Source organism: Streptomyces sp. NPDC060000, assembly GCF_042737375.1.
In the GTDB taxonomy this organism is placed as follows: domain Bacteria; phylum Actinomycetota; class Actinomycetes; order Streptomycetales; family Streptomycetaceae; genus Streptomyces.
The window spans coordinates 11,599-32,617 of the sequence record NZ_JBHWUU010000013.1 but is presented as its reverse complement, the minus strand read 5'-3'; the positions used below and the strand labels follow the sequence as shown (position 1 = coordinate 32,617).

The window sequence follows — 21,019 nt, the reverse complement described above, 5'->3', positions numbered from 1 at the left end:
TCAGGCCACCTCCGATCTCCGGGCCCATCCCGGGACGCGTCGTCGAGGGACTTCGGGCGTCGGGAGGGGAGTGGCCGCGGCAGGTGCCGCCAGCAGCGAGGCGGCCACGGTCAGGTGCAGCAGATACGGTGAGGCGTCGCCCAGCCCGGCCTCGGTGTACGACGCGATCGCGCAGTAGCTGATCAGGAAGATCGCGCAGGCCCTCTCCAGCGACGGTGGCCGCAGCAACGCGACGCCACCCAGCACGATGATGATCGCCGCCACCAGGGCGACGCCGGTCATACCCTGCTCGTTGTAGACGGCCAGCCAGCTGTTGTCGATCGGCAGCCCGCCGAACGACTTGTCGCCCAGGCCCGCGCCGAACAGGTACTCCGAGGTCGTCCGGGGTGCTGTCAGCAGGGCGTGCCAGACCTTGGCGCGACCGGTGAGGCTGCTGAAGTTCTCCTGGCTCTGTCCGCGCAGGAACCACGCCTGCAGCGCGGAGCCGAACCCCACCGCGGCCACGGCGGTGCACAGCACCGCCCGGACGAAGAACCGGCGGGCCGCGGCGCTGGTCAGGATGAGCGAGCTGATCGCCAGTGCCAGCCCGATGAGCAGGCCGAGCGTGGCCGTCCGGGTGTGGGTCAGCGCGAGCAGGACGAGCGACGGCACGATGACCACCGCCGCGCCGGCCCGGTCGGTCCGGCGGCCCAGAACGAGCAACACGGTGAGCCCGATGATCACGGCGGCGTACTGTCCGATCTGCGGCGGGGTGAGCGGCCACAACGCGCCGACCAGCCGTCCGCCGTAGAGGTCGGGCAGGGCGGCGCCCGGTGAGATGACCGCGCCCGCGGCCACCGACCCGAGGACCACGAAATACATCCGGATGTGGTGCCGGACGAACGTCAGGCCGCCGTCCCACCAGCGGCTGAGCAGCCACAGCGTGCCGACGAAGAGAGCCAGCCGGGCGCAGCGGAACAGCGCGCCGAACCCGGACTCCAGGTTCGCGCTGGAGATCACGCTCAGCACCAGCAGCAGGGTGAGCAGGAACAGGAAGGCGCTGGCTCGGATGCGCAGCCGGAGATTGACCGCGAGCGCCAGCGCGAACGCGGCGACCAGCGCGCCCATGGTGACCATCTGGATGAGGGAGCGGGGCAGCGGGACGATGGTCTTGGCCCCGGCGGAGCCGAGCGTGTTGAGGACCAGCAGCCCCCAGACCGTCCCGACGATCTTCGACGTGTGGTTTGTGTGGTCTGGGCTCATCTCAACCACCGTCCTGTGCGCGGAAGGTGCTGTCCGCGTCCTGCTGGTACGGCGTGCCCTGCCACTGCCCGGAGTCGAGTATCCGGCTCGGGTCGTGGACGACGAATTTCCATGGTCCGAGGTAGACGTTGTCGTGCCAGCGGTTGTGCTGCTTACGGGTGATCGCCTCGGCCACCTGCTCGCCCTTGTACGGCGACCAGTCCGGGTAGGTGCCGTAGTTGGACAGCACCGCCATTCGGTCGCACTTCACCGTGCAGTCGACGACGGACTTGTCCAGCACGAAGCGGTTGCCGTGGATGTCCACCCGCTGGGTCTTCCACCGGCAGTCGGCGTAGAGCGGTGCGGTGGCGATCGCCGGCTGTGCGCAGTTGTCGGTGTTCTTCACCAGCAACGTGCAGTCACCCGACGAGGTGTTGGCCGGGCTGTTGCAGAACCGGTCGGCGTTCTCCCACAGGGTGATCCCGGACCAGTTGTTCTCCAGCACGTTCCCGTAGATCTCGATCTTGTCCGTGCGGGCCGGGACCCGTGGTTCGCCGCCGGACTCGGACAGGTAGACGGTCGCGAACGGGAAGTTGTCGCCGCGGTCGGCGTACCTGCGGCCCTCGACCCAGTTGTTCCGCCGGATCGTGTTCTTCCGGATGACCGCGTTGTAACTGGTCTCGTAGATCAGCGCGGCACCGTCGTTGGCCTCGAGCACGTTGTTCTCGATGACGAAGTCGTTGTTGTCGGTGTCCGCCCACAACCCGGCTCCGCGGTTGTCGTGCACCCAGTTGCCGCGTATGTCGGCGCCGTTGACGGCCCAGAACTTGATGCCTCCGGTGCAGCCGCAGCCCGGCCGCCGCTTCTCCCAGTCGTCCTTGTTGTTGCCCACGATCTCGTTGCCCTCGACCACCAGTCCGCTGATCCGGCCGGAGGCCTTGTACGCGTTCATGCCGTACTGACCGTTGCCGCGCAGGCAGCTGGCGCGGACCTGCTGGCGCGCACCAGCCATCAGCCCGGCGCCGGAGTTGTTCTGGATCGTCGTGTGCTCGATCACCCACCCGTCGGCCGAGTCATGGTTGACCACGCCCTCGTCATGCGGCGCGACGAAACCCTGCACCGTCAGGTAGCGGATGGTGACGTCGGGGGCGGTGCCGCCGAACGCGTACTGGTTGGTCTTCCGGCCGTCGAACACCGCGCCCGGCGCGCCGAGATAGCTGTCCCCCTTCTTGGGGATGACCTGGGCGTAGCGGTCCGCCTCGAGCCTGTGTTTGCCCGGGCGAAGCCAGAACGTGGTGTTCGGGGGGCTGCTCCTGGTCTTCGCGGCCAGGTCACCGGCCACCGCGGGGTCCACCGTCACCGCGCCCGCAGGCGCCTTCGCCGGCCCGGCCGCGGGCTTGGCGCACACCCGGGCCACGGACGTGGACGGCGCAGCGGTCGGCTTCGGCCGCGCACTCGGCGTGCTCTCGCAGCCGGTCGCCGCCAGCAGGGCCAGCACCAGCGGTGCCGCCGGCCACGCCCAGTGCCGCCACTTGATCCCCACGCGTCGCCCCCTAACCGCGGAACCTGAGTACGGTGGTGAACCCCTCCGCGCCGTCGGCGAAGCCGGTGCCGACCAGCGTCGTGGCGGGTTCCTTGCGCCCGAAGCCGGCGGAGTACCAGCCCAGCGGCGGGTCACTCTCGCCGCGATGTGCCCCCCAGCTCAGCTGCCCGGGCAGCTCGAGCGCCGCGGAGCGGTCCTCACCGTCCCGGGTCCAGGTGAGCTGCGCCCGGTTTCCCACCAGGTCCGCGGCGATCGCCGGGCCGAGGTGGAACGCCAGGTGCACGGCCCGGCGCGGGCCGCGCACCTCGTCGATCACCCTCAGTTCCTGGCTCGCGGCCGTCAGCTCCACCCGGCGGCGGTGCACGGAGCGCTGGTAACCGTCGTGCTCGGCGCACCAGCGGGCCGTCCCCCCGTCGGAGGCGTCGGCAGCTTCCGAGACCAGGACGCGGCTGCGGGCCTGCCGGGTCCACAGGAACGGGCCACCGGAGACGGACTGGTCACCGCCGTCCAGTCGCAGGGTGTTGTGGCCGAGGGTCGACCGGAAGTACTGCCGCCACTCGGGCTGCCCGTGGTAGCAGTACGTCCCCGGGTCGGCGAGCACGTCGACTCCGTCGTGCCGGACCTCCACGGAGAGCGCGTCCGCGTGAGCATGCGCGGCGATGGACAGGAATCCGTGCGGACCACCGTCGCAGCGGCACCAGATCTCCGCAGGACCACGCAGGATGGTCATGCCCGCGTCGGCGAAATGGGCCGGCCGGCTTGCCGGTCGGGACACGGCCGGTGCGGTTTCATCCTTCGGGTACGGCCGGATGAGCGCGGCCAGCAGCGGGGTGCGCACATCGGTGCCGGTCACCGTCGGCCACCAGGCGAGCCGGCCGAACACGGCGTCCCCGGTGGCCAGCAGCGAGGCCCAGCGGTCGGTGCCCGTGCCGTCGACGACCAGACCGTGCCCGTCGTCCGCGTCCCCCTGGCGCGGTGGCCGTAGCCGGTTGTCCACGATGGCCGCGAGTGCGTCGGTCATCCGCAGCAGCACCAGCCGGACCGACGCGGGAACGGGCACGCCGGCGGTATCCGCCTCGGCCACCGCGGCCAGGCCGAGCTCCAGCACCAGGCCGTGATACTCGGTGGCCAGTTCGCGGTTGAGGCCGGAGCCGAAGGTGTTGTTTCGCAGGTGCCGCTCCAGCGACCGCAGCGCGTCGGCTCGCCAACGCGCAGAGGAGGGGAACCACCCGAACGCGCAGGCCGCGGCGAACTGACCGGCGGCCTCCGCGATGACGTGGTTGTTCGCCGAAGATCCCCGGCTGGGGAAGGCGGCCAGCCAGCGCTGGTGGTGCCAGATCTGGTTCAGCGCCACCGGGTTGCCATCGAACAGAGCGGCCACGCCCGGCCAGTCGTCGAGCAGCCGGCGGATCCACACCCAGGACAGCAGCCGGATCCCCAGCTCGATGCCGCTGGTCCAGTGCACTCCGCGCAGCGGTGCGTTGGCCGCCCACCACGACCGCAGGTGCTCGGCCACCCGCTCGGCGTACCGCTCGTTCCCGGTGATCGCGTAGGCGGCGGCGAGCACGGTGAGGTACTGATGCCGGGACAGCTCCCAGATCTGCTTGATGTCCCCGACCGCGTCCTCGTCCCGGTACGGCACGTCGAAGGCGTAGCCCCACGGAGCCCGGCGCCCGGTCTTCGGGTCGTACCACCAGTTCGGGTCGACCAGGTCGTCGCGGTCCACCCCGAAGAACTCGGCGTGCCCGGACATCAGCCGGTCCGCCTCGGCGACGAGACGTTTCGCGGCGTCCGGTGGCACCGCGTCGATCGTTCCCGCGGGCAGTACCGCGGTGAACCGGGCGCCGGTCACGCTCGGGCAGTCCGGCCGCGCCGACCGCCACCGCCGCCTGCGCACCGCGTCGCCCACCCGGCCGCCGACCTCCTGCGGCCCCATCCGGGACAGCCGCCGCAGGTACCAGCCCGGACTCCCTGAGCTCACAGTCATCGCGCCTCCGCCAACGTCACCGGCACGCCGCCGGCCAGGCCGGCCTGCACGGCGAGGGTGGCCGCCGTGGTGGCGACGAGCGACTCCAGCGGTACCGGCATCGGCCCGCCGGTCCGCACGGCCTTGACGAACGCGGCCAGCTCGGCGGACTGGCCCTTGTCCCGGGCCTTGGGCAGCCGCGAACTGACCCACCGCTTGCGGCCGACCGTGCCGTCCGAGTACAGCGAGGCACGGACGAAGTCGTCGAGCCGCAGCACCTTGCCGTCCGCGACGAGGTCCAGCGTCTCCTTGGGGAAGCTGGGCGCGCCGGTGGTGACGTAGCTGATGGTCGCGGTGGACCCGTCCGGGTAGTGCAGCACGACCTGCAGGTCCTCGTTGCCGGACGTGGCGACCGCGTACACCGATACCGGGTCGGCTTCGAGCAGCCAGCTCGCCGTGTCGATGAAGTGTCCGCCCTCGCCGGCGAAGCGCGAGCCCTCGGTGCCCTGTTGGAGGTACCAGCTGCCGTGCTGCAGCCGGCCCGCGTTGACCAGGTAGCGGAGGCTCGCCGGTCCGGTCCGGGCGCCGAACCGCTTCCTCGCCTCCTGCAACAGGGGCGCGAACCGGCGGTTGAAGCCCACCTGTATCCGGTCGTTGCCAGATTCCTCGACCGCCGCGAGCACGCCGGCCAGCTCGTCCTCGGTGAGTGCCAACGGCTTCTCCACGAACACCGTCTTGCCGGCCAGCAGCGCCCTTCGGGTCAGTTCGGCGTGCGAGCTGTGCCGGGTGACGACGAACACCGCGTCGATGGACCTGTCGCCGAGCACGGCGTCGAGGTCGGTGGTCGCCTCGGCGAAGCCGAACTTGCGCTGCGCGTTGGCCGCGGACAGCGCCGTCGTGGTGACGACCGTGGACAACTCGACGCCGTCGCGCTGCGCCAGGTGCGGCAGCAGCATCGACGTCGCGTAGTTTCCCGCGCCTACGAACGCCAGCCGCACCGGCGCCTTGGCGGACCGGGCCGGGGTGGACGCTCCGCCGCCGCGTCGCACCGCGGGCACGGCCACCGCCGGGGCCTCGGCTTCCCCCGCTTCCTCCTTCTGCTCGGGGTACCGGAACAGCACAGCCACGGCCTTGAGGCCGCCGTCCTTCAGGCGCTGGTACGTCTCGACGGCGTCATCGAAGTCGGCGATGTGGGAGACCAGGGGTTCCACGTCGACGCTGCCGCGGGCGAGGAGATCGAGGAAGCACGCCAGGTTGCGGCGCTCGGTCCAGCGCACGTAGCCGATCGGATAGTCCCGCCCCTCGAGCTCGTACTCCGGGTCGTAGCGCCCGGGGCCGTACGAGCGCGAGAACCGGACGTCGAGTTCCTTCTCGTAGTACGCGTTCCACGGCAGGTCCAGGCGGCACTTGCCGATGTCGACGACCCGGCCGCGGTCCCGGCAGAGCCGCGCGGCCAGCTCGACGGGCTGGTTGCTGCCGCCTCCGGCGGCCAGGTACACCTGGTCCACGCCGTGCCCGCCGGTGAGTTCGGCGACGGCGGCTTCCACGGCCGCGGACGCGGGATCACCGCAGGCCGCCGCGCCCAGGCGCTCGGCGAGCTCGCAGCGCGCCGGGTCGGGGTCGACCCCGACGACGCGGACCCCCGAGGCGGCGAGGAGCTGCACCACCAGCTGCCCGATCAGCCCCAGACCGATGACCAGCGCCACTTCGCCGAGCCGTGATTCGCCCTGGCGGACGCCCTGCATCGCGATCGACCCGACGGTGCCGAACGCCGCGTGCCGCGGCGCGAGGCCGTCCGGCACCCGGGCGTAGAGGTTCTTCGGCACCCAGTTCAGCTCGGCATGCAGCGCGTGCTCGTTGCCGGCGCAGGCCACGAGGTCGCCGACCTTCACATCGTCGATCCCGCTGCCGACCTGCTCGACCACCCCGCACAGCGAGTACCCGAGCGGCGTGTAGGAGTCCAGCTTGCCCATCACCTTGCGGTAGGTGGCCGGCACCCCGTTGGTGGCCACGCTCTGCACGACCTTGGCCACCTGGTCCGGCCGGGAGCGGGCCTTGCCCAGCATCGACATGCCGGCCTCGGACACCTTCATGAGCTCGGTCCCGGTCGATATGAGCGAGTAGGCGCTCCGGACCAGCACACCGTCCGGCTTGCACCCCGGCACCGGCACGTCGAGCAGCGTCAGCTCGCCGCTCTTGTAGTTCTGTACTACCTGTTTCACCCGAAGTCCTCTTGTCTCTACGCCGTCAAAGGGAGTTCTGACCGGCCCCGGAGGTCGCGCCGCGATACCAGTACTCGAGGGTCAGCACATGCCACAGATGCTTGGAGAAGTCCCGGTGCCCGGCGGCGTCCTCGGCGACCATGCGCGCCAGCGCGTCGCGGCGCAGGAGCCCGGAACGGACGAGCTCGCCGTCGTTCACCACCTCGCGTACCAGCGGTGCCAGATCCCGGCTCATCCAGGCGCGCAGCGGGGCGCTGAACAGGCCCTTGGGCCGGTACACGATCTCCCGGGGCAGGACCGAGCCGGCCGCCTCCTTGAGGACGGCCTTGCCCTGCCGTCCGACGATCTTGCGATCACCGGGCACGGCGAACGCCGCCTTGACCACCTCGACGTCCACATACGGCACCCGCACCTCGGTCGACGCGGCCATGCTCGACCGGTCCGTGTAGGCGAGGTTCAGGCCCGGCAGGAACATCCGCGCGTCACCCAGGCACATGCGGTTGACGAAGTCGTCGAGGTCGTTGTCCTGGTAGACGTCCGCATGCTCGGTCAGCACGTCATCGACCGTCCCGGCCAGGTCCGGATCGACCAGGGCGAGCAGCTCGTCCTGGTCGTACATGGTGTAGCTGCGCCGGAACGCGGCCTCCTCCGGCAGATCGGCGAAGGAGAGGAACCGCTTCGCGAAGCGCACCGACCGGTACCCCCGGCGGGCCGTGGCGACCGGCAGTCGGTCCACGGCCCTGGACAGGCCGCGCCGCAGGGGTCGCGGGATGCGCTGGTAGCGCAGCGCCATCTGGTTGGCCAGGTGCTTGCGGTAACCGGCGAACAGCTCGTCGGCACCCATCCCCGAGAGCATCACCTTGACCCCGGCGTCCCGGGCGGCCGAGCAGATCAGAAATGTGTTGATCGCGGCGGGGTCGCCGATCGGCTCGTCCAGGTGGTACGTCATCTGCGGCAGCAGGTCGAGCACGTTCGGAGCGATCTCGATCTCATGCAGGTCGACGCCGAACCGCTCGGCCACCTGCCGGGCATAGCGCAGGTCGTCCGGCATCGCCTCGAACCTGGCGTCCTCGGCGCGGAACCCGATCGTGTAGGCGGAGATCCCGGGTCGGTCGCGGGCCGCCAGCGCGGTCAGGTAGCTGGAGTCGAGACCGCCGGAGAGAAAGGTCGCCACGGGTACGTCGGAGAGCAGGTGGCGCCGGGTCGACTCCTCGACGATGGCGGCGATATCCGGCTGCTCGCCGCTCCGGGCCCGCTCCCGGCCCTCGGCGGCGACGTCCCGGAGGTTCCAGAACCGGCCGCGCTCCACCCGGCCGTCCGGCCGGCACCGGAGCCAGCTCCCCGGCGGCAGCTTCTCCGCCTCGCGGAAGGCGCACCGTGAGTCCGGCACCCAGTAGTACAGCAGCGAGGCCACCAGCGCCGCATGGTCCACCTGCAGCGACCCGCCGCTCACGGCGGCCAGCGCCTTGAGCTCGGAGGCGAACACCAGACCCTCGCCGCGCCGGAGCAGGAACAGCGGCTTGATGCCGAGCTGGTCGCGAGCGAGCACCAGCTCACCGGTTCGCTCGTCGAAGATCCCGAACGCGAACATGCCGCGCAGCCGGGGCAGACAGTCCGTGCCCCAGCGCCGCCAGGCCTCCAGCAGCACCTCGGTGTCGGAGGTGCCGCGGAAGCGCACCCCGGCGGCCGCCAGCTCGGCACGCAGCTCGGGCGCGTTGTACAGCTCGCCGTTGTACGTCAGGACGAGGCCGCCCGAGGCCATCGGCTGGGCGCCGGTCTCGGACAGGTCGACGATGGCCAGCCGGCGGTGCCCGAGGTGCACTTCGCCGTCACCGACGGGGTGGCTGTACCGGCCCGCCCCGTCCGGACCGCGGTGGGCGAGGGTATCGGTGAGCCGGTCGGTCACGATCTTCCCGTCCGGCCATCGGTAAGTGCCTGCGATGCCACACATGTGCTACCGCGCCTCCTGGTCGCTGTCCGGGATCCGTGCCGCCCACATCGGCAGCCGCTCCGTCTGCCGCCGGCCCTCCCCCACTGCCTGAAAGGCGTGGGAGGTACCCCCACCGTTCGGCCGGGCCGGCCGCTCGTTCTGGCCGCGCAGCGCGGTGTGCAGTCCGTCCCACAGCGTGCCGTCGGTCCGGTCACGTGGATCGGGGTCGATCAGCACCACACCGATGACCGGGATGCGCTGGTCCGCGAGCTGCCGCGCCACGGTGTGCAGCCATGCGGCGCTGCCGTGCCCGGCACGCACGACGAGCACGGTCCGAGTGCCGAGGTACTGGAGGTCGGTCCACGCGGTGCCGGGCGCCACCGAGCCGACGCCGAGCCGACGCTCCTGTTGCGACACTGCCGTGGCACGCTCGCCGCTGACCACGGTCGGGTCTCCTGGCTTCGGCCGGCGGCCGGCGAGCTGCGGGCCGGGCAGACCGTCGATGATGACCACGGGTCCCTCCGCCGCCAGTGCTCTGGCGAGGTCCAGGGCGATCACGCCGGCGCTGCGCGCGCAGCCCAGTTCCAGCAGCGACACCGGTTCCGCGGAGCCGCGCACGGTGCGGGCCAGGAACGCGGTGAGCCGTTCGCGTGCCGCCCGGACGCGTCGGCGCTGCCACAGCCTGGCCGGCCGGCGGGGCAGCTCCGCGATGACCGAGGCGCCGAGGTTCGCCGCGATCTCCCGGCGCAGTACGGGGCGGTCAGCCACCACCGTGCCGACCGCGGCCACAGCGAGCCCGAGGGCGAGCCCGAGGACGAGCCCGATCGCGGCGTTGGTGGCAGCGCTCCTGGGCAGGGAGTGCGGCACCGCGCGCGGGGCGTCCACGATCTGTGTGCCGGCGATGAGCTGGGGCGTGCCGATGCGCGCCTCCGCGGCGCGCTGGGTGAAATCGGTGATCTGCGAAGTGAGTTCGGCCCGGCGGGCGAAGAGCGACTCCAGGTTCGCCGCCGCGTTCGGCCCGCTCTCCTGCGATCCGTCTCCGATCGTCTTGTTGACCTGGGAGAGTTCGTCCCGTATTCGGTCACGCTGGGCGAGCAGGGCCTTGGCCTCGGCGTTCGCGGCTGCCTGTATCCGCTTCACATGGTCCGCGATGAACGCGTCGGCCAGCGCCTCCGCGCGGGCCACCGCTTGTGCGTCGCTGTCACCTGTCACGTTGATCTGCAGCAGGTTGTTGGTCAGGCCGATACCCCCGTAGTCCGGCATGAAGTCCTCTGGCTTTTCAGGGGACTTGAGGGCATGCAGGGCCTCACCGGCGATCCGCGTGGTCTGCAGCAGCGCGACGTCGGTGCGGATCAGCGTTCCGGGATCGTTCGGCTGGTCCTCCTGATGCGCGACCAGCACCTTGGTCACCGCGGTCGGCGGCGGCGGCAGCAGGACCGCCACCGCCGCGCCTACGAGCAGCCCCAGCAGCGCCAAGGAGCCCCAGAGACGGCGCCGCCTCCGCACCGCCACCACCAGCGCCTGCAGGTCCAGCAGCGGAGCGGCGGCCGACGACTCCGAAGTCGTACTCGTCGTCACTCTGAACCTCCTGTCGCGTCGTCGCCGATTGCGAGCGCCGGCGTGGCGGCATGCCGAGGATGACCGGCAGACCGTGTCGGACGGGCCCGGACCGTGCCGGCGAGGACGATGCCGACGACCTCGTGCTTGGCGTCCGCACACGCCTCGGCGATGCCGGCGAGGTCCCCTGCGGTCCAGCTGCCCGCGCTGAGCACGACCAGGACGCCGGACTCGTTGTCTCGGTCCGGCACCATCGGCTCGGACACCGAAACCCCCACCACCCGCAGCAGCGGATCGCTCTCGGCCACGGCGACGAGCTGTCCGGCGGCCCGGCGGGCGATCTCGTCGCCGTCCGGCACGACGACCAGCAGCCGCCGGGGGGCCGGCAGCTGGTCCCGGAGGCGGGCGCACATCCGCCGGTAGCGGATCTGCCTGCCGGCCTCGTCGCCGGACGTCTGCGGGGTGGGTAGGTCCCACCGGATGTCGACGCCCAGCAGCCGGCGGATCCGGGCCCGCGGGCCACGGCCTTCCGGCCGGTGCGCGGTCCGTTCACCCGGTACGTCGACGGCACCCAGCACCGCCGAGCCCAGCGCCGCGGCGATCTCCGGTTCGCTGCGCAGCCGGCGGCTCATCCGTGCGGCGGTGAGATGGCCGATGACCGCGAGCAGGAAGAACAGCAGCGCCCCGGCGGCGATGAGCTGCACCCTCGTCGGCGGTGCCTCGCCGGCCGGCCGGGGCGCCGGCCCCATGACGACCATGTTGGCCCGGTTGGCCTGGTTGGCAGTCGGGTCGGCCTGGTCAAGCTTGTTGATGGCCTCCTGCAGCGCGGTGCGCAGCTTGGCGAGCTCGGTGCGGGTCTGCACGCTCTCCACGCTCTGCCCAGTACCGGCCGCATCGGCCAGCTCGGTGATGCGGCGGCTGGTCTGCGCCACCATCTGCCGCAGTGCCTCGGGCTGCGCCGCCTCGGGGTCGGTGTTGTCGCCTGCGATCTGCGCGGCGAACGTGACGAACTGCTGGGCCACCTGGTCGGAGAGTTGCTGCGCGCGCTTCGGGGTGTCGGCCGTGCCCGAGATCTTGATGATGTTCCCGTCGGCGGCCTTGGCGCCCACCCGATCCCGCAGCTCGCTGCCGCTGGCCCCGGTCCAGTTGAGCTTGGCGGCCGCGCGGTCGACCACCACCGAACTGGTCGCGATCTCCGCCTGGGTCAGCAGTTCGCGCTCCTCCCACGCCCCCGGCAGCAGTACCGACGCCGACGTCGTGTAGCGCGGCGGAAACAGCAAAGAGGCGCCGTAGCCGACGAGCGCACCCACCAGGGCGAGGATGGTGAGAAACCGCCGGCGCCGACGGAGAATCCGCCCGATCGTGACCAGGCGTATGGTGTCATCGCTCAACGACGCGGCCTCTTCCGTGCAGGATCCGGGTGGTTCGCCGATACCGGAGCGTGCTCACGGCGGGCAGCGGCGTAGGCGGCGAGCAGCGATCGCTGGGAGTTCCGCCAGGAGAGCGGCCCGCTGATCCGCTCCTGGCCGATCTTGCCCATCCGGGCCCGCTCCTCCGGGTCGTCCAGCAGCGCCGCGATGAGCTCGGCGAACGCGGCCTCGTCGTTGGCGGGCGCGTAGACGGCGGCGTCACCGGCGGAGACTCGCGCCTCCCGGAGGTCGAACGAGACGATCGGCCGGCCCATCACCATGTACTCCAGGACCTTGTTCATGGTCGACACGTCGTTGAGCGGATTGCGCGGGTCGGGGGAGAGGCACACGTCCGCGGTGGACAGGTAGCGCACCAGGTCGGCGTCCGGAATGCGCCCGGTGAACTGCACCTGCTCCGAGAGCCCGAGCCGCCGGGACAGCTCCACCATCGCGTCGAAGGTGTCTCCGGCGCCGACGAACACCGCATGCCAGTCGGTCCGCCCGAGTTCGTCGCGCAGCTTCGCGAGGGCCCGCAAGGCGTAGTCGACGCCGTCCTGCGGACCCATGACCCCGAGGTAACACAGCAGATGGGGCTTGCCGCGCTTGAGCTCCGGCTCGGGCGGTACGGGGTGGAACCGGTCGGTGTCGGGCGCGCTGCGCACCACGAAGACGTCCGCCGGCCGCCGACCGCCACGGCGCACCGCGACGTCCCGGTAGCTCTCGTTCGTGGCGAGCACGACGTCCGCGGCCCGGTAGGTCAGCCGTTCCAGCGCGCACACGGCGCGGTAGAGCAGATCTTCGCCGCGGTCGAACCGGGAGAGGTACAGCTCGGGTACCAGGTCGTGCTGGTCGAAGACGAACCGCGCTCCGCGCCGTTTCAGCCACAGTGCCGGCAGGAACAGCAGGTCGGGCGGGTTGCAGGCGTGCACCACGTCGACCGGGCCGACCTTCCGGGCCAGCCGGACCGTGTGCCACAACGCCGATCCGTACTCCCGCAGGTAGCCGGCCGGCCCCCCGGTGGCCGCGCGCAACGGGTAGCGGTGGATCCGCACCCCGTCGATCTCCGCCTCCCGCTCCGTGTCCCGCTTGCTCCCCTGGGGACAGATGACGTGCACCGTCCAGCCCGCGTCACGCAGCGTCGTGCACTCCTGCCACACCCGCCGGTCGAACGGCACCGACAGGTTCTCCACCAGGATCAGCGCGCGCCGGTCCGGCCGGTCGCCGCCGGCCGTGTCATCGAACGATGTGTCACCAGGCAAGGCCCACGTACCCCGGTTCGGTCCGGCGCGCCGCGGCGTCGGGAAGGTGGATGAGGTCGATGATCACCGGGCCGTCGCCATGGGGCAGCGCCGACAGCACGGCCGGATCCCTGGTCCCGACCAGGCACACCTCGGCGTGCTCGAGCACCTCGTCGACGGAATCCGCGAGCAGCTGCGCGAGGTGCGGCAGCCGGGTCTCGATGTACTCGCGGTTCGCGCCGAGCAGCCGGGAGAGGCTCACGTTGGCGTCGTAGATCTTCAGGTCGTACCCCTTGCCGAAGAGCCTCTCCGCCAGCTCGACGAGCGGGCTCTCGCGGAGGTCGTCGGTGCCGGGTTTGAAGGACAACCCGAACAGGCCCGCCCGGCGTTTGCCGGTGCGCTCGACCAGCTCCACCGCGCGCTGCAGATGGTCGGAGTTGGAGGGCAGCACGTGGGCGAGTATGGGCACCGAGACGTCGGCCCGCTGCGCCGCGTGGACCAGGCTGCGCAGGTCCTTGGGCAGGCAGGAGCCACCGAAGGCGAAGCCGGGCCGCAGGTAGGCGGGGCTGATGTTCAGCTTGTGGTCGGCCAGGAACACGTCCATCACCTGGTGCGAGTCCACCCCGAGCGCCTGGCACACCGCGCCCAGCTCGTTCGCGAAGCCGATCTTGAGGCCGTGGAACGCGTTGTCCGCGTATTTGATCGCCTCGGCCGTCGGGACCGGCACCCGGAACACCTCGCCGGGCAAGCCGTCGTACAGTGCCGTCACCGCGTCGCCGCTTGCCGGGTCGAGCTCGCCGATGACGGTCTTGGGCGGGTCGAAGAAGTCCCGCACGCTCGTGCCCTCGCGCAGGAACTCCGGGTTGACCGCGACCCCGATGTCCACCCCGGCCGTGCCGCCGACGTACTTCTCCAGGATCGGCACCAGCAGGTTCAGGCAGGTGCCCGGGAGCATGGTGCTGCGGAACACGACGGTGTGCCGGCCTCCCTGCTCGGCCCCCTCGGCCAGCACGGCGCCGATCTGCTCGGTGACCCGCTCCAAGTACGTCGTGCACAGGCTGCCGTTGGGCTCCGAGGGCGTGCCCACGCAGACCAGCGACACCTCGCTGCCCATGATCGCCTCGCGGACGTCACCGGTGGCGCGTAGCGCTCCGGTCCGCACGACCTCGGCGATGAGCTCGCCGATCCGTTCCTCGACCACCGGGGCCTTGCCGTCGTTGACCAGGTCGACCTTCACCTGGTTGACGTCCACCCCGATGACCTCGTGACCCATGCTGGCCAGGCACGCTGCCGACACGCAGCCCACGTAGCCGAGCCCGAAAACGCTGACTCTCATGACCCGTTCCTCCCCCCAGGCAGGCCTTCCCGGCCTGCGGTCCGCGCACCGGCCGGACGACGATCCGTGCGCATCAGTAGGCCCCCTGCCCGTAGAGCACCGCACGCAGCGTCTTCCACAAGATCACTGTGTCCAGGGCGAGCGACCAGTCCTCCACGTACCGCAGGTCCAGCCGTACCGCCTCCTCCCACGACAGGTCGCTGCGTCCGCTGATCTGCCACAGGCCGGTGAGCCCGGGCTTGACCAGCAGCCTCCGCTTGATGTCCGGGCCGTACGCAGCTGACTCCTCCGGCAGCGGAGGCCGCGGACCGACGAGCGACATCGATCCGGTGAGCACGTTGAAAAGCTGCGGGAGCTCGTCGATCGAATACCGGCGCAGCACTGCCCCCACCCGGGTCACCCGCGGATCCCGGCGGAGCTTGAACAGCAGACCGGCGCCCTCGTTGCGGTCGGCCAGTTCGGCACGTGCCCTGTCGGCCCCGGCGACCATGGTGCGGAACTTGAGAATGGTGAACTCGCGGCCGTCCTTGCCGACTCTGCGCTGGCGGTAGAACGCCCCACCCCGGCTGTCCATCAGTACGAGCAGCCCGACGAACACCATCAGCGGCGCGAACAGCATCAGCAGGATCGCTGCGCCCATCCGGTCGACGACCCCTTTGACCGCCCGGCGGCCCCCGGTGAAGGTCGGCATGCTGACCCGCAGCAGCGGGATCCCGAGCACCGCGTCGATGTGCAGCCGCGGGCCGGCCACCTCCATCAGCACGGGAGCCACGACCATCTCGGCGTCGCTGCCTTCGAGGTTCCAAGCCAGCCGTTGCAGCCGGTTCGGTGACCAGTGCGGGTCCGGTGTGACCGCGACGACTCGGTAGCCGTCGCGGTGGACGTGAACCGCGACGTCCGTCAGTAGGCCGACGACCGGCACTCCGTCCAGTTGGTCACCGTCGAGCCCGAGACCGTCCGTCGTGCACACCGCGTCCACCCGCCAGCCGAGGTGCGGGAACTTGCGGGTTCGGGTGATCAGGTCGTGCACGGTGGCCAGGCTTCCGGCAGCGAGCACCGGTCTCAGGCACCGCCCTTCCTTCCGCTGTTTGTGCAGCCAGAGGCGCAGCAGATACCGCGCGGTCATGGTGACGAGCGCGATCGCGGGGATCGCGACGAAGATCCAGAGCTTGATGTTGCGCGAGGTGAGAGCGATGCCGCCGAGCGCCAGTACGACGGTCGCCGTGAACAGTGAGCGTCCGAGCCGGCGGAATTCCTCGGCGCCCTGGCCGAGCACGGCCGGAGCCCACGACCGGCTCACCGCAAGCGCTCCCAGCACCAGCAGCTCGGTGCCGAATGCGAGAATCCCCCACTTCTCGTGCCAGTTGGCCGCGTCCCGGGCCCCGAAGAAGTTGCCGATCGCCGCCACCACGAAGGCGGTGGCCACGGTATCGCTGGTGATCACGGCACGGCGGTACCGCTGCTCCCAGTCGACCGCGGGCTGGCTGATTGCCCCGTCCGTCAGACGCCCGCGCGCCGACGGAAACGGGCTGACTATGCCCCCTTGCCGCACAGAACCCCCCAGGTCCCCAGTGGTTCGACGTGTTCGCCTAGCACTGTTCCTCCCCTCGGGAGGCCCCCGCCCCCCGCACTGTTCCTCCCCTTGGGAGGCCCCCGCCCCCCCTCGCACTGTTCCTCCCCTCGGGAGACCCCCGCCCCCCGCGCATGACATCCCGGCTATTTCCCGGCCAGTTGAACAACTCGCCCTGGCGGCAGCAGACGCGCATGTCCGGCCAGATTCTCGAGGCGTGCGGGAACCCGTCGAAACCTCGGGTGCTCCCCGCACCCAAGACCCCCCCTGGGCTCCGCTAATTGATCACCCCCACGGCTGGCGCCGGTGACGCGACTGCTGGCTTTCCGTAGCGCCGGACCTATAGATGATTACTGGTCGCCTCGTATCCGAACAGCTGAAGCACGGTCAATCTAGACCATCGGGGCCAGATATGAAGAGGGGATGTGTGTAATTTGTGTTCAAGCTTCGAGGCGGGATCCACCGATCGGTGCCTGCCTATGGACGTCTTGAGGCCACCGCGCGCTCCAGCAGCTCGCCCGGCCCCCGGGCCCGGCTTCCTCGCGGTGGTGAACCGTGAGGTGCATCGAGCCTTGCGCGGCGCTCGGTTCGGCCGCAACTTGCCGCTGTGAGTGCCGAGGTGGGCGGGGGATCGACCCGGGCAACGCGGCGCACGACTTGATCGTTTCGGTGTTCGGCGGCATGTCCGAGGGGGAGCACATTGATCAAAATTCGTAAAGTTGATTTGACAATCATCGACCCGCAGAGCCTGGCTGGAAGATCGCCCCCAAACAGGGCCTGATTTGGTGGTTCACCCCGCAGAGATCAGTTGCATCTTCCCCATGGCACACCACGTGGAGTGCGTGGTGATCTTTTGACCGGCCGTGAAGAGCTCCGGAACTGCGGTTTTGTGCATTCGCATGCTGTGCGGTGTGGGTGTTACGGGCAATAACTCGACGCTGAAATGACGCTCCGTCGACGCCGAGCTGTTGGGTGTCAGGTGCCCCGTTGCACAGGTCGGGTTTGTCGAGGTGGCGAGTATCGATGCGGCGCCGGGATTCTGTATATCTCCTGGTCAATGGCGTCACGAGATGCTCGGGTGGGCCACGTCCACGACCATGCCGACGGCGTACGCGGACACCAGGCTCGCGGTGGCCCCTGGATATTTAGTAGAATTACGTATGATATGTACTTTGTATGCCTCTCGGGCAGGAGTGGGCAGATGGTCGAGCGGGACAGCCCAGAAAAACGGAGACGGGGGCGTCTGAACCGTCGACTGGTGCTCGCCGCAGCGGTCGCACTCGTCGACCGGGAAGGGCTTGCGGCACTGACCATGCGGCGCCTCGCCACCGACCTGGGTGTGGAGCCGATGGCCATCTATCGCTACACGGCCGGCAAGGAAGCGCTGATCGACGGCTTGGTCGAGGCCTTCTTCGGCGAGGTGAACGACCGGTTGCGCACCACGTCCGACTCGCGCACCACGTCCGAATCGCGCACCACGTCCGAAGAGATCCGGCCGGCCCGGGACGCCGAATTCTCCGAGCTGCCCTGGCGCGCCGAACTGTGCAGGATCGCGTGCGCCTTCTCCGCGGTGGTGCACGTCCACCCCGAAATCCTGTCCGTGGTGGCCACGCGCCCGCTCGCCGTGCCGGTGGCCCGGCGCCCGGCCCCCCTGCTCCAGCTCACCGAACACATCCTTGCCGTGCTCGGCCGGGCCGGCTTCGACGACGCCACCACGCTCACCATCTACCGCGTGTTCGTGGCCTGGGTTCTCGGCTGTCTCCTCGTGGACACGCGGCAGGTCGTCGACAACCCCGACGAACCGGACCTCATGCTGCGCCTGGGGCTGCACCGGCTGCCCGCCGCCGAGTACCCGCGACTGCGTGCCCTCGTGCCGCGACTTGCCGAGTACGACGACGAGCAGGAACTGATCGCAGGTCTCGACAGCCTGCTCGGCCGGATGCCCGAGGCGCCCCTTGACGCGTTCTACGGCAGAGGCGCACCCTGAGGATACGAGGTACACATCGGACATATCCCTACGTCGGCAAGCGCGTCGCCGGCACCGCTGATGTGAGTTCGGCGGCGCCCGGGAAGAGGCCGCCATGTCCACCGAGTACACGACACTGCGCGTCCGGGTCACAGCCAAGGACGCCGACACGCTGCGCGCGCTCCTGCGCGAGGCCCGTCCCGATGTCGGTGGCCGGGCCCGCCGAGGCGAGGACGGCAGCTTCGGCATCGACGCCTACGTGTCCCCCGAGGAGGCCGAGGCCCTCGACCGCGAGGGTGTGTCGGTCACGATCCACGAGGACGCGACGGCCAGCGGAAGAGCCCGTCAGGCCGAGGTCGGAGAGGGAGACCGGTTCGCTCCCGAGGACGCGGTTCCGCATGGGCTCGCCCTCAAGATCACGGAAGCCTAGGAGGGACGCCATGCCGTATCTGAACATCACCGAGGTCGAGTCGGCCGTGACCAGTCTGGCCGCCGCGTTCCCGGCCGCGGAACTCATCGAACTGCCCGAGCCCTCCGTCGAGGGCCGGACCTCGCACGCCCTGCGGATCGGCACGGGGGAGCGCGGCGCCAACGAGGCCGTCGTGCTGATCGGCGGCGTCCACGCCCGCGAGTGGGGCAGCTGCGAGATCCTCGTGGACCTCGCAGCCGACCTGTTGGAGGCCCACCGCGACGGTACCGGTCTCACCTACGGCAGTACCACCTTCACCTCGACCCAGGACCGCAGCATCCTCGACGAACTCGATGTCGTCGTCTTCCCGCTCGTCAATCCGGACGGTCGGCACTACAGCCAGACCGTCGACCCGATGTGGCGCAAGAACCGCAACCCGGCGCGGTCCGGCGGCGACCCGGCCGGTGTCGGCGTCGACATCAACCGCAACTACGATTTCCTCTTCGACTTCGAGACCGCCTTCCACCCGGCCGCCCCGGTGCGGGTCTCGGCCGATCCGGCCGACCTCCGGCAGGTGTACCAAGGCCCCAAGCCGTTCTCCGAGCCCGAGACCCGCAACGTCCGCTGGCTGCTCGAGCAGTTCTCGCGGACCCGCTGGTTCGTCGACGTGCACAGCTACTCCGAGGACATGCTCTTCGTCTGGGGGGACGACGACAACCAGTCCCTCGACCCGAACAAGAACTTCCAGAACCCGGCCTTCGACGGCAAGCGCGGACTGACCGACGACCTGCTGTACGGGGAGTTCGTCCCGAAGGCCGATAGCGACGACGCCGCCGTGCTCGCGGAACAGTTCTGTAAGGGGGTGAAGGGCGTACGCGGGAAGAACTACACGCCGATGCCCGCCTTCGACCTCTACCCGACCTGCGGAACCAGCGACGACTACGCCTATGCGCGCCACTTGGTGGAGTCACGCAACGGCAAGGTCCTCGGCTTCACGGTCGAGTGGGGAGAGAAGAGCTTCCACCCGCCGTGGCCGGAGATGAAGGAGATCATCCTCGACGTGGACGCCGGGCTGGTGCAGTTCTGCCTGACCGCTGCCACCTAGTGCCGGCATCCAGCAGTGTGGCGCCAGCGTCGCGCAGGATGGCCTGGACAGTCGCGCGGGAGGGGGCCAGCCGGAGGGCGGTGTTGCGCAGGGCGACGGCCAGGGGTGGGTGAGTGGCTGGCCCATCCGGCCGGCCTGGCGGGCGGCGCGTGCGACGGACTGGCTGCGTGGGCGGCGCTCGGCGTCATAACGGGCCGGCGCCGATGCGACGGTGGGCTCGGTGGTGAGTGCGGCGGCCGGCACGGCCGCGTCCTCCAGTGCCTGGCAGGCGCCCTGGCCGAGGTTGGGGGTCATGGCGTGGGCCGCGTCACCGAGCAAGGCGATCCGGCCAATGGCGAAGGCGGGCAAAGGTGTTGCGAGTTCGTGGAACGTGGTGCAGGACGGCGTCGGGCCGGATCGCGTCCAGCAGCGCGGGGATCGGATCGTGCCGGTCGCCGAAGCGCCGGCGCATCGCGGCGAGGGCGTCCGCATGTCGCACGCCGGGCGGCGAGTTGAGCACTGCATGCCACTCGGCCCGGCCGTCGGTGAACGCGACGTGGCCGAACTCGGCGCCCTTGCCCCAGGTCAGATCGAACCCCAGGTCAGATCGAAGTCGCCGTCCAAATCGACCTGACGCTCGGTGATGGCGCGCAACACAGTCGACCCACTGTCGGCCGGGCCGGGGTACTCGGGGAACGGCTGGGCCCGCAGCCGACTGCCCACTCCGTCCGCGGCCACGACCAGATCCGCCTCCAGGGCAGCGTGGTTGAGTGGTATCCGCACCCGGCCGGGATCGGAACAGCCGACGGACGTCACCTCGGCCCCGACCAACAGGCACTCCGACGGCAGCGCCGCGCGCAGCAGTTGGTGCAGTAGGAACCGGGGGACACCGAAGATCGGCGTGCCCAACTCGCGTTCCGGCGGGGTCCCGTCCATCCGGGCGGGCCAGCGGCGGATGCTTGGGGAGTCACGGGGCGGGGGTGATCCCCGGCGAGGGGCCGGTGCCGCCATGTGGGTTACCGCGCTTTTGGCCTTCATGAACTGACACGGCCCGCCGGGTCGCCGTGCGCCGGGAAGGCGGGACGTCGTCAAACATCGATTTTTAGATGATTTAAGAGGCCAATCAGCATATGGGGCTGTTTCGGTGTCCTAGTTGTGTCACATGTTCCGGAGGCAAGGTCCGACGCGAAAAGGGGCACAGCGTGGCTGACTGGAAGCAGATCTCTGGTGGTCTGACGACGATCTCGGTGGGGTCGAGGACCCATGTGTGGGGGGTGAACTCGTCGGGTCAGATCTACCGGTACACCGGGCATGACGCGAACCCGTGGGTGGGTATCCCGGGTCGCGCGGTGGATATCGGTGTGGCCGCCGACGGGACGGTGTGGCACGTCAACTCCGCGGGTGGCATCTTCCGTTACACCGGGGACCAGGGCTCCACGGACTGGGTCGGTGTCTCGGGTGGCCTGTCCCGCATCTCGGTGGGGTCGAGGACCCATGTGTGGGGGGTGAACTCGTCGGGTCAGATCTACCGGTACACCGGGCATGACGCGAACCCGTGGGTGGGTATC

The 21,019-nt window shown here is 70.3% G+C and carries 14 protein-coding genes and 1 pseudogene; 4 read left to right on the top strand and 11 right to left on the bottom strand.

The window, feature by feature from the left end; all coding sequences use genetic code 11:
• The 10 genes from ACFWBB_RS09675 to ACFWBB_RS09630 all read right to left on the bottom strand — a co-directional run bounded on the left by ACFWBB_RS09675 (window position 1) and on the right by ACFWBB_RS09630 (window position 15,974).
• A complete protein-coding gene (locus ACFWBB_RS09675; protein WP_385268922.1) occupies window positions 1-1,242 on the bottom strand; it encodes an O-antigen ligase domain-containing protein in 1,242 nt (413 codons plus the stop codon).
• 1 nt (window position 1,243) lies between these two features.
• Window positions 1,244-2,764, bottom strand: coding sequence for a right-handed parallel beta-helix repeat-containing protein (locus tag ACFWBB_RS09670; protein ID WP_385268920.1), 1,521 nt, complete (start codon window positions 2,762-2,764; stop codon window positions 1,244-1,246).
• Between the two features lie 10 nt (window positions 2,765-2,774).
• Window positions 2,775-4,751, bottom strand: coding sequence for an alginate lyase family protein (locus ACFWBB_RS09665; protein ID WP_385268918.1), 1,977 nt, complete (start codon window positions 4,749-4,751; stop codon window positions 2,775-2,777).
• Entirely contained in the window at window positions 4,748-6,952 is a 2,205-nt protein-coding gene (locus tag ACFWBB_RS09660; protein WP_385268916.1) for a bi-domain-containing oxidoreductase, read from the bottom strand. Before ACFWBB_RS09660 ends, ACFWBB_RS09665 begins: the two co-directional genes overlap by 4 nt.
• A 25-nt stretch (window positions 6,953-6,977) precedes the next feature.
• Window positions 6,978-8,903 carry an asparagine synthase (glutamine-hydrolyzing) gene (gene asnB, locus ACFWBB_RS09655; protein ID WP_385268914.1) on the bottom strand — a complete coding sequence of 642 codons (1,926 nt, stop codon included), beginning with the start codon at window positions 8,901-8,903 and terminating at the stop codon, window positions 6,978-6,980.
• A gap of 3 nt (window positions 8,904-8,906) precedes the next feature.
• Window positions 8,907-10,460, bottom strand: a complete 1,554-nt coding sequence (locus tag ACFWBB_RS09650) for a Wzz/FepE/Etk N-terminal domain-containing protein (protein WP_385268912.1) — start codon at window positions 10,458-10,460, stop codon at window positions 8,907-8,909.
• Window positions 10,457-11,830 (bottom strand): Wzz/FepE/Etk N-terminal domain-containing protein, encoded by a 1,374-nt coding sequence (locus tag ACFWBB_RS09645; protein ID WP_385268910.1) that lies wholly within the window; start codon window positions 11,828-11,830, stop codon window positions 10,457-10,459. Before ACFWBB_RS09645 ends, ACFWBB_RS09650 begins: the two co-directional genes overlap by 4 nt.
• Entirely contained in the window at window positions 11,827-13,107 is a 1,281-nt protein-coding gene (locus ACFWBB_RS09640) for a glycosyltransferase family 4 protein (protein WP_385268908.1), read from the bottom strand. The genes ACFWBB_RS09645 and ACFWBB_RS09640 overlap by 4 nt, the downstream gene beginning before the upstream one ends.
• Entirely contained in the window at window positions 13,097-14,422 is a 1,326-nt protein-coding gene (locus ACFWBB_RS09635) for a nucleotide sugar dehydrogenase (RefSeq protein ID WP_385268906.1), read from the bottom strand. The genes ACFWBB_RS09640 and ACFWBB_RS09635 overlap by 11 nt, the downstream gene beginning before the upstream one ends.
• 73 nt (window positions 14,423-14,495) lie before the next feature.
• The gene (locus ACFWBB_RS09630; RefSeq protein WP_385268904.1) at window positions 14,496-15,974 is read right to left on the bottom strand and encodes a sugar transferase; all 1,479 of its coding nucleotides are present in this window, start codon (window positions 15,972-15,974) and stop codon (window positions 14,496-14,498) included.
• Window positions 15,975-17,250: 1,276 nt separating this feature from the next.
• Here ACFWBB_RS09630 and ACFWBB_RS09625 point away from each other — a divergent pair.
• The 3 genes from ACFWBB_RS09625 (at window position 17,251) to ACFWBB_RS09615 (ending at window position 19,472) form a co-directional block, all read left to right on the top strand.
• Window positions 17,251-17,979: a TetR/AcrR family transcriptional regulator gene (locus ACFWBB_RS09625; protein ID WP_385268902.1), complete on the top strand. Its 729-nt coding sequence runs from the start codon at window positions 17,251-17,253 to the stop codon at window positions 17,977-17,979.
• Window positions 17,980-18,073: 94 nt separating this feature from the next.
• On the top strand, window positions 18,074-18,388 hold the full coding sequence (locus ACFWBB_RS09620) for a hypothetical protein (protein ID WP_385268900.1): 315 nt from the start codon (window positions 18,074-18,076) through the stop codon (window positions 18,386-18,388).
• A gap of 10 nt (window positions 18,389-18,398) precedes the next feature.
• The gene (locus ACFWBB_RS09615) at window positions 18,399-19,472 is read left to right on the top strand and encodes a M14 family metallopeptidase (protein WP_385268898.1); all 1,074 of its coding nucleotides are present in this window, start codon (window positions 18,399-18,401) and stop codon (window positions 19,470-19,472) included.
• Here the strand turns inward: ACFWBB_RS09615 and ACFWBB_RS09610 are convergent.
• Window positions 19,417-20,399: pseudogene (locus ACFWBB_RS09610) on the bottom strand (FAD-dependent monooxygenase); the annotation flags it as partial. The gene ACFWBB_RS09615 and the pseudogene ACFWBB_RS09610 overlap by 56 nt on opposite strands.
• Before the next feature lie 254 nt (window positions 20,400-20,653).
• Between ACFWBB_RS09610 and ACFWBB_RS09605 the strand changes: the two are divergent.
• A partial coding sequence (locus tag ACFWBB_RS09605) for a tectonin domain-containing protein (protein ID WP_385268896.1) occupies window positions 20,654-21,019 on the top strand: 366 nt, incomplete at its 3' end.

Bases quoted from the DNA above. Each gene is read 5' to 3' on its own strand.
- ACFWBB_RS09675 (WP_385268922.1), bottom strand. From the start codon at position 1,242: ATGAGCCCAGACCACACAAACCACACGTCGAAGATCGTCGGGACGGTC.
- ACFWBB_RS09665 (WP_385268918.1), bottom strand. From the start codon at position 4,751: ATGACTGTGAGCTCAGGGAGTCCGGGCTGGTACCTGCGGCGGCTGTCC.
- asnB (WP_385268914.1), bottom strand. From the start codon at position 8,903: ATGTGTGGCATCGCAGGCACTTACCGATGGCCGGACGGGAAGATCGTG.
- ACFWBB_RS09635 (WP_385268906.1), bottom strand. From the start codon at position 14,422: ATGAGAGTCAGCGTTTTCGGGCTCGGCTACGTGGGCTGCGTGTCGGCA.
- ACFWBB_RS09620 (WP_385268900.1), top strand. From the start codon at position 18,074: ATGTCCACCGAGTACACGACACTGCGCGTCCGGGTCACAGCCAAGGAC.
- ACFWBB_RS09615 (WP_385268898.1), top strand. From the start codon at position 18,399: ATGCCGTATCTGAACATCACCGAGGTCGAGTCGGCCGTGACCAGTCTG.